At 59.0% G+C, this 6028-nt stretch carries 5 protein-coding genes; 2 read left to right on the top strand and 3 right to left on the bottom strand.

The genetic code is table 11. From position 1 onward, the window contains the following. On the bottom strand, window positions 1–1589 hold a 1589-nt coding region (locus VN887_20095; protein ID HXT42321.1), incomplete at its 3' end, for an Ig-like domain-containing protein. A 369-nt stretch (window positions 1590–1958) separates the two neighbouring features. On the opposite strand from VN887_20095, the gene VN887_20090 reads away from it, so the two are divergent. Continuing rightward, window positions 1959–2786 carry a 3-ketoacyl-ACP reductase gene (locus tag VN887_20090; GenBank protein HXT42320.1) on the top strand — a complete coding sequence of 276 codons (828 nt, stop codon included), beginning with the start codon at window positions 1959–1961 and terminating at the stop codon, window positions 2784–2786. A gap of 30 nt (window positions 2787–2816) precedes the next feature. Beyond that, entirely contained in the window at window positions 2817–4277 is a 1461-nt protein-coding gene (locus VN887_20085; GenBank protein HXT42319.1) for a glycosyl hydrolase, read from the top strand. Window positions 4278–4428: 151 nt separating this feature from the next. On the opposite strand, the gene VN887_20080 is transcribed toward VN887_20085, so the two are convergent. Further along, window positions 4429–5391 carry an EamA family transporter gene (locus VN887_20080; protein HXT42318.1) on the bottom strand — a complete coding sequence of 321 codons (963 nt, stop codon included), beginning with the start codon at window positions 5389–5391 and terminating at the stop codon, window positions 4429–4431. A 423-nt stretch (window positions 5392–5814) separates the two neighbouring features. Next, window positions 5815–5937: a hypothetical protein gene (locus tag VN887_20075; protein ID HXT42317.1), complete on the bottom strand. Its 123-nt coding sequence runs from the start codon at window positions 5935–5937 to the stop codon at window positions 5815–5817. Between the last annotated feature and the right edge of the window lie 91 nt (window positions 5938–6028).

Below are 6028 nucleotides of genomic sequence, written 5' to 3'. Positions count from 1 at the left end.
CCCGTCCGCGACACCGTAAATGTCCCTGTGTCCGGCCCGATTTCGGACGCATCCGGGTCCGTGGCAACAATGGTGACGACCGGCGGCGGCGGCACATCGATCACATGAATTGTCACCGCGTCCGAGGTTCCGACCGTGCCGTGGCTGTCGGTGGCTTTGGCAGTCAGAGAGTAGTCGCCGACAACCACATTCGACCACGTCAGGACCCAATTGGGGCAGACCGAGCATTTGGTCGGTTCAAACGTTGCCTGGCCCAAACTGTTCGTTCCGGCGAAGAATTCCACGTTCGTCACGCCGCCGACAGCCTCCGCGCGCGCAACCAACAGGATCGTTGCCGGAGCTGCGAACTTGGTGCCGTCCAGCGGGCTGACGATGAGTACATGCGGCGGGAAGTTGGTCACGAGGCCACTTTCGGCGATGTTCACGACCGCGTTGCTGGGCGAGCCGATGAGGTAAGGCGGCGGCCAGATGGTCGGAAGCCCCGCGTCGTTCAACGGCAGCAGCGGCGATAGCAAACGCACTTCCACCGTTTCGTTGGTCTCGAGTGTTGAGTCCACGTCGGAAATCGGTGTTACCGTGATGTCCGCCGAGGATGCGCCCGGCGGAATGGTGACGTGACCTGACAGCGGCTGGTAATCCGAGCCGGCCTTCGCGCTTCCTCCGACGTGGTAAAACACGGTCAACTCATCGTTAGTACCGTCGGTGCGTGTAACCGTGAACGTGCCCGTATCCGGCCCGATCTCCGAAGCATCTGGATCGCTGGCCACGACAGTCACGACCGGAGGCGTGTTGGTCGGCGGGATGGCCAGCACCTTGACGTTAACCGGATCCGAGACGCGAGTCGCGCCCTGGTCGTCCGTCGCCTTCGCCGTGAACGTGTACGCGCCCGCGGCGACATTCGGCAGGGTAAGCACAAACGGCCCGATCGGATTGGCGACCGGCAGATTCGTCGTGATCCCCAGACTGTTGGTCCCTTCAAAGAATTCGACGGTTTCCACCTGCCCGTTCAAATCCTCCGCGTGGGCGATCAACGTGATGCTCGCCGGTGCGATGAAAATGGCGCCGTTCAACGGACTCACGATCCGCACGTGCGGCGGCGGGTTGGTGACCAGGCCATTTTCGGCGATGTTGACGACCGCGTTGCTCGGCGATCCGATCTGGTAAGAATTCAAAAAAATCGGTGAATCGGGATTCGCGACCGGCAGATCAATTGGCAACAGCAGTCTTGCTTCCACCGTCTCGTTCGTTTCAACAGTCGTGTCAACGTCGCTGATCGGCGTCACTGTGATATCGGCGGAAGTTGCGCCCGCAGGTATCAGGACATGCCCGGTCAGCGCTTCGTAATCGACGCCGGGCTTCGCGCTGCCGCCGGCGTGATAGAAAACGGTGAGATCCGCGTTGGTCGGCCCTGTGCGGGTCACGGAGAATGTTCCAGTGTCCGGCCCGATTTCTGAAGCGTTTGGATCGGAAGCAACAATGGTTACCACCGGTGGATTGGTAACATCCTGCGCGGACAAATACTGCGCGCCACTGAAAACCGTCAGAAGGAGGACAAGGAGAGGAGACAACCGTCGTGATAGGTACTTCATAAACGTGCCTTTCTGTCGTTTTACGTTGACCGCGATGACCCGCGAGGCAGCAGCCATGCCCGCAAGACTCCGAGGATTGAGCAAAAACTTTGCCCACTACTGGGCAGACCAACAGATTAAGACCGCACGTCGAGCGGTTTCAATGTGCGTTTGGCCGCACACACGGCGTTTCTTCGGAATCGTAAATTTCCCGTGCGCGGTGACACGGAAGAGACGCGTCGAACTTCCACGTTGTGTTTGGGTGCAATTTCCCAAGCACGAGGAAGGCGATGGGCAAAATCACCCACGGTCACCACGCGCTCAGTATATGTCGCCAACCCCGGCGACTGTAACCAGTTGCCGTGCCATCACGACGCAAAATGTCTTCCGTTGACGGACCTGGAAATTTATCCTGCCTGCGTGAATCCCGTGGCCCTCATTACCGGCGCATCACGCGGCATCGGTCGTGGCATCGCGCTGGAACTGGCAACGATCGGCTACGACCTCATCGTCAATTTTATCCACAACGCGGATGCTGCCCGCCAGACCGCGACGGATTGTATCGGTCGCGCCCGCGCGAGCGGTCCGGGAATTCGTGCTGAAATTTGCCGGGCAGACGTGGCCAATGCGGTTGATCGGAACAAACTCATTGAATTCGCGAAGCAAACGTTTGGCCGGCTGGATTTGTTGGTCAACAACGCCGGTATCGCGCCGGAAGTTCGCGCCGACATATTGGATGCGACTGAAGAAAGCTTCGATCACCTGATGGCTGTCAACGTGAAGGGACCTTACTTTCTCACTCAACTTGCCGCGCGCTGGATGATTGAACAATGCAACGCCGACACCCCGCCCTCGGATTACCATCCGAACATTGTCACGATTACCTCCATCAGCGCCTACACCGCTTCGGTCAATCGGGGTGATTATTGCGTTTCCAAGGCGGCGCCGGCAATGCTGACTCCCCTGTTCGCCGCGCGACTCGCGCAACACGGTATCAACGTTTACGAAATCCGCCCCGGCATCATCGCCACCGACATGACCGGATCAGTGAAAGAAAAATACGATCGCCTCATCGCCGGCGGATTGACGCCCGTTCAACGCTGGGGCGCGCCGGAGGATGTGGGCAAGGCCGTTGCCGCCATTGCGCGGGGTTTGCTGCCCTTCAGCACCGGCGAGATCATCAACGTGGATGGAGGGTTCCACCTGCGCAGACTCTGAACCCATCGGGTTCCCCGCCCGCGACGCAAAATGCCAACCCGGATCAACGACCAACTGACCGCGCAAAGGCTCGCGCCAAAGATCGAGCGGCTGTTCGAGCTGTCCGCGACAAAAATCCTGAGCATCGAAAAAAACTGGAGACCGGCGCAGGGGACGCCGGTGTTCACGGAGAAGGGCAGATACACGACGCGTGGTTGGACGGAATGGACGCAGGGTTTTCAATACGGCTCGGCGCTCCTGCAGTTCGACGCGACCGGAGAAAAACAGTTTTTGGAAATTGGCCGGCGCAACACGATTGAGCGAATGGCGCCGCATGTGTCGCATGTCGGCGTGCATGACCATGGTTTCAACAACATCTCCACCTACGGGAATCTGCTCCGGCTCATGCGCGAAGGAAAAATTCCTTTGAACGAGCGGGAGCAGGATATGTATGAGCTGGCACTGAAGGTTTCCGGCGCGGTGCAGTCCGCGCGCTGGACGCGCGTTGCCGATGGCACGGGATTCATTTATTCGTTCAATGGCCCGCATTCACTGTTCGTTGACACGATGCGCTCGTTGCGTTCACTCGCCGTCGCGCACCAACTTGGCCATGTTCTGATGGGGGAGCGCGACCGGAAGATTTCTCTGCTGCAACGACTCATCGAGCACGCGACGAACACCGCGCGTTACAACATCTACTACGGCGAGGGTCGCGACGCTTACGATGTGCGCGGCCGCGTGGCGCATGAAAGCATTTTCAATGTGAACGACGGCAGCTATCGGTCTCCGAATTCGCAGCAGGGTTACTCGCCGTTCAGTACCTGGATGCGCGGTTTGGCGTGGGCGATTCTTGGCTTCGCGGAGCAGTTGGAATTCGTCCGAACTCTCGACGAAAGAAACGTGAACACTGTCCTCAAGTCAGTTCCATTCGAGCTGCCCGCCCGTCGTCTGCACGAGCGGGCGGGCGTGTTGTCCGGACGCAGATCCAAAAACCCGGCTTCTCTGGAGACGTTGCTTGTTGCCGCGGCTGAAGTGTCGGCTGACTTCTACATTGAAAACTCCTGCGCGGACGGCATTCCGATGTGGGATACCGGCGCGCCGAATCTTCATCGGCTCGGTAACTATTCGAACAAACCCTGCGACCCATTCAACAAATGGGAACCGGTGGACAGTTCCGCCGCCGTCATCGCTGCACAGGGACTGATTCGCCTGGGAAACCATCTGGCGATAGATGGTGACAGGAAGATGGGCAGGCGCTATCGCCAGGCTGGATTGACCATCGCGAACACGCTCTTCGACGAGCCGTACCTTTCAAAAAATCCGAAACACCAGGGCTTGATCCTTCATTCGGTTTATCATCGGCCGAACGGCTGGGATCATGTCGCGCCCGGCCAGAAAGTGCCGAATGGGGAAAGCTCGATGTGGGGTGACTACCACGCCCGGGAACTGGCGTTGCTGCTCCTGCGCGAAGCGCGTGGCGAGAAATATATGACGTTCTTCGGCTGTGTGTAACGAGGGCAACGGCGCTCGGGCGCGAGTGCCCGATCTGGCAGCTTCCTCAAAACCTTCGAGTTCCCGTTTGTGTGTCTGTCGCCGCGTTGTTCGACGCGGGTTCCGAAGCGGTTCGCAAAATCACGCGCATGTTGTCGCTGCGTCAAAGGCGCTAAGACACCGGGCGCGCCGAGGCACTGTTTCCGAGAGACGCAGCAGGCGGCGTCCGGCGCGCAGTGATGACCACGACGCCAAATACGATGACGGCTGCCGCCATCAGCATCTGCGCCGTGAGCACTTCCCCGCCGAGCGCCCAGCCGAGGAATACGGCGATGACGGGATTGACGTAGGCGTAAGTCGAGAGACGCGCAGGTGTCGTGGCCTTGAGCAACCAGGCATAGACGCTGAAACCCAACAGCGACCCGATGAGCGTCAGATACACGAAAGCTGCAAGCGAGCGTGTCGAAACTCTGGCGGCATCGAATGTCGCGGCCTCACCCGTCGCCAGCCCGGTCAGTGAAAGGATGATTCCGCCGGCGATCATTTGTTGGGCTGCGACCATCATCGGCGATTCTGGTTTCGGCGCATATTTCGTATAGAGCGAGCCAACGGCCCATGCGACGCTCGCACACACCAGCACCACGACTCCCGTGAAGTCGGTCGCGCCACCATGCAACGTGGAGCGTGAACCGACCAGCACCAGCACGCCGGCAAAGCCCACCGCAATGCCGAGTATCGTTTGCCGGGTGGGACGTGTTCCGCCGGGCCACAACCAGTCGAACAGCGCGAACCAGACGGGCGTCCCGGCGATAATCAGCGCGGTCAATCCCGATGATACTTTCTGTTCCGCCCAATTGACGGCCCCGTTGCCAACTCCCAGCAGCAGCGTGGACGCAAGAGCGGCATGACGCCAGTTAACCAGCGATGGCGAGAGTGTGCCGGTGACACGCAGCCAGGTGTAGAGAATGAGTCCCGCCGTCAGGAATCGCGCACCACCCATGAGGAACGGCGGCAGGGTCTCGACCGCGAAACGAATGCCGAGATACGTCGAGCCCCAGATCAAATAGATTGCGGCGAACGCTGCGATGACCGGACCGCGTGACGCCCTGCCCGGACCGTCAATCGATGTGCTCATATCAGTTCTTCTGGCTTCGTCGGATGGGAAGCGAACCGATGCTCGGAGGTGGAAAACAAAAACCCACCGGCTTCGCAGCGGTGGGTGTTCAAATTCGACGAGGTGTTTAACGTGTCCTTGAAGCCCATCCGCTGTGGCGGCGCTTGCTAATCAACGCCGGCTGCCAGCCAACGACGCGCATCGCGCGCAGACGCGCGACGGCGACTCGTTTCGATTGGGCGTTCACGAACATACGATGCGAAGACAACTACCGTCTGCTCGCCGAAGTGTCAAAGGAATTGAACTGGCGGAATGGTGGACGCGTCCGTGGCCGCTGACGGCGATTTATGAGGTATCAAATTTCGCGAAGAGTCGCCGATTGCGGCAATCTTTTGCCGCTTTCGTTCTACAAGTCTCCTCGACTGATGTGAGCCTCAACAGCGACTAAAGACAGAGCAGTTCCGCTAGTTTCCATTTTTCGCGCTGGTCGATCCATCGTTCAAGGCTAGCGAGTTGGCTGAGATCGAGTTTGTCGATTCGTGCCTTGATGTCGTTGATTGAATTCATTTTAAAGAGGGGCTACTACTTGATTCACACTCGTTACTTTCGACAGCACACTAACCCGACAAGCGACCAAAACAAGAGATTACTCCCTTGT

The organism is Candidatus Angelobacter sp. (assembly GCA_035607015.1).
Taxonomy (GTDB): domain Bacteria; phylum Verrucomicrobiota; class Verrucomicrobiia; order Limisphaerales; family AV2; genus AV2.
The sequence above is the reverse complement of the archived record's forward strand: the minus strand, read 5'-3'. Positions and strand labels throughout refer to the sequence as shown.